Source organism: Labilibaculum sp., from assembly GCF_041595635.1.
Lineage (GTDB): Bacteria > Bacteroidota > Bacteroidia > Bacteroidales > Marinifilaceae > Labilibaculum.
In genome coordinates this window covers 1-1848 of sequence record NZ_JBFHJW010000129.1, presented here as the reverse complement: position 1 = coordinate 1848, position 1848 = coordinate 1, and the positions used below count along the sequence as shown (strand labels likewise).

At 37.1% G+C, this 1848-nt stretch carries 3 protein-coding genes; all 3 read right to left on the bottom strand.

Translation table 11 applies throughout. The annotated features are described in order from the left end of the window. Window positions 1-72 precede the first annotated feature (72 nt). The gene (locus ABYT26_RS17655; RefSeq protein ID WP_372756360.1) at window positions 73-453 is read right to left on the bottom strand and encodes a GxxExxY protein; all 381 of its coding nucleotides are present in this window, start codon (window positions 451-453) and stop codon (window positions 73-75) included. Between the two features lie 57 nt (window positions 454-510). Beyond that, entirely contained in the window at window positions 511-1392 is an 882-nt protein-coding gene (gene rfbA / locus ABYT26_RS17650) for a glucose-1-phosphate thymidylyltransferase RfbA (protein ID WP_372756358.1), read from the bottom strand. Window positions 1393-1603: 211 nt separating this feature from the next. Continuing rightward, window positions 1604-1848: hypothetical protein (locus ABYT26_RS17645; protein ID WP_372756356.1), on the bottom strand; the 245-nt coding region annotated here is incomplete at its 5' end.

The window sequence follows — 1848 nt, the reverse complement described above, 5'->3', positions numbered from 1 at the left end:
TCGGGTATTTCTGTTTTTATAAATCGCATTAATTATATTTTATTAACCACAGATGACACAGATTTTCACAGATTAAATTACAAAACGTTTATATTCAAGCCTTGTTGCTCCAAAATTAATCAGATAACCGACCTGCATTCCTGTCGCCTTTAAATAATTCATCAACTGTGCGATATGAACATCTTCAATTGCTTTAACTGATTTCAACTCTAAAATGATCTTATCATGACATATAAAATCGGCATAATACTTCTTATCCAAGATAATTCCCTTATAATGGATATCAATTTGAGCTTCTCGTTCATAAGAAATAGATTTTCGCGAAAACTCATACTCTAAAGCCTCTTGATATACTGCTTCTAGAAAACCACAACCTAATTCAGAATGTACAGTCATACAACAACCTAAAATATCATAGCATTCATCTTTAAATAAGAAACTATTATAGCTCATCGCGATCATCTTTTATTTAAAATTATTAATCTGTGCAAATCTGTGTCATCTGTGGTTTTATTTTTTTTCTTCAACAAGATTCAACAAATACTGACCGTAACCGTTCTTCTTCAAGGGCTCTGCTAAAGCTTTCACCTGCTCGGCATCTATATAGCCCATCAAATAGGCGATCTCCTCCAGACAAGCAACCTTCAATCCCTGACGGGTTTCGATGGTTTCGATGAAACGACTAGCATCCAATAAAGATTCGTGTGTTCCCGTATCTAACCAGGCGTAACCCCGTCCCATCAGCTCTACTTTTAGGCGTTCTTCTTGCAGGTATTTCTGATTTACAGTGGTAATTTCCAGCTCTCCTCTTTGTGAAGGTTTTACATTTTTAGCCACCTGTATCACATCGTTGGGGTAGAAATACAAACCAATAACTGCATAATTCGAAGCTGGTTTCTCTGGCTTCTCTTCTATGGAAGTCACATTACCATCTTCATCAAAAGCAGCAACTCCATAACGTTTTGGATCACTTACATAGTAGCCAAAAATTGTAGCTTTGCTTTCATCCTCCACATTCTTTCGTGCATTTCTCAACATACCAGTAAGGTTATGACCATAGAATATATTATCTCCCAATACCAGACACACAGAATCATCTCCAATGAACTCATCTCCAATGATAAAAGCTTGTGCCAGTCCATCCGGACTAGGCTGTTCGGCATAAGACAAGTTGATTCCTAAATCTTCACCTGAACCCAATAGCTTCTCAAAATTCGGTAGGTCTTCGGGAGTGGAGATAATTAAAATCTCCTGGATCCCTGCCAACATCAAAACCGATAACGGATAGTAGATCATGGGTTTATCGTAAACAGGCAAAAGCTGCTTCGAAACTCCTTTGGTAATGGGATACAAACGCGTTCCGCTGCCTCCTGCTAAAATGATTCCTTTCATTCTTACTTATTTTAGATCATGTAGATTTATAATAATGATATTCTATTTACTTTGGCAAGCGTTGTTTTATTCCCAATAGTCAATATTTGTTCTTTTTCTACTATCGATGAACAAGCTCCCAACACTATCCGAAGGATGTCCACAACACATTTGCCTTCCTGCAAAGATCTTTCAATAGGTTAAGACCAAGAAATTTCTTCTTTTCACCTCCTCAAATTCTCTCAAAGAAAGAAATCAAATTTACAGACAAATTTAACCGTTTACAAATTCTTATACTGCCTTTTGGCGGAACACTTTCGTTGATAATAAAAGCCCTATCCCTCCTTATTTCTGGTCGATTTGAAATCGAGTCGACCTTTCGAACCGACTCCCCAAATACTTCTTTTTTCCCCAAGGCAATGCTTTCTTGTATTGATCTTAAAATCAGTCCCCATTCGAATTTCCTACGAACTTTCG

Bases quoted from the DNA above. Each gene is read 5' to 3' on its own strand.
- ABYT26_RS17655 (WP_372756360.1), bottom strand. From the start codon at position 453: ATGAGCTATAATAGTTTCTTATTTAAAGATGAATGCTATGATATTTTA.
- rfbA (WP_372756358.1), bottom strand. From the start codon at position 1,392: ATGAAAGGAATCATTTTAGCAGGAGGCAGCGGAACGCGTTTGTATCCC.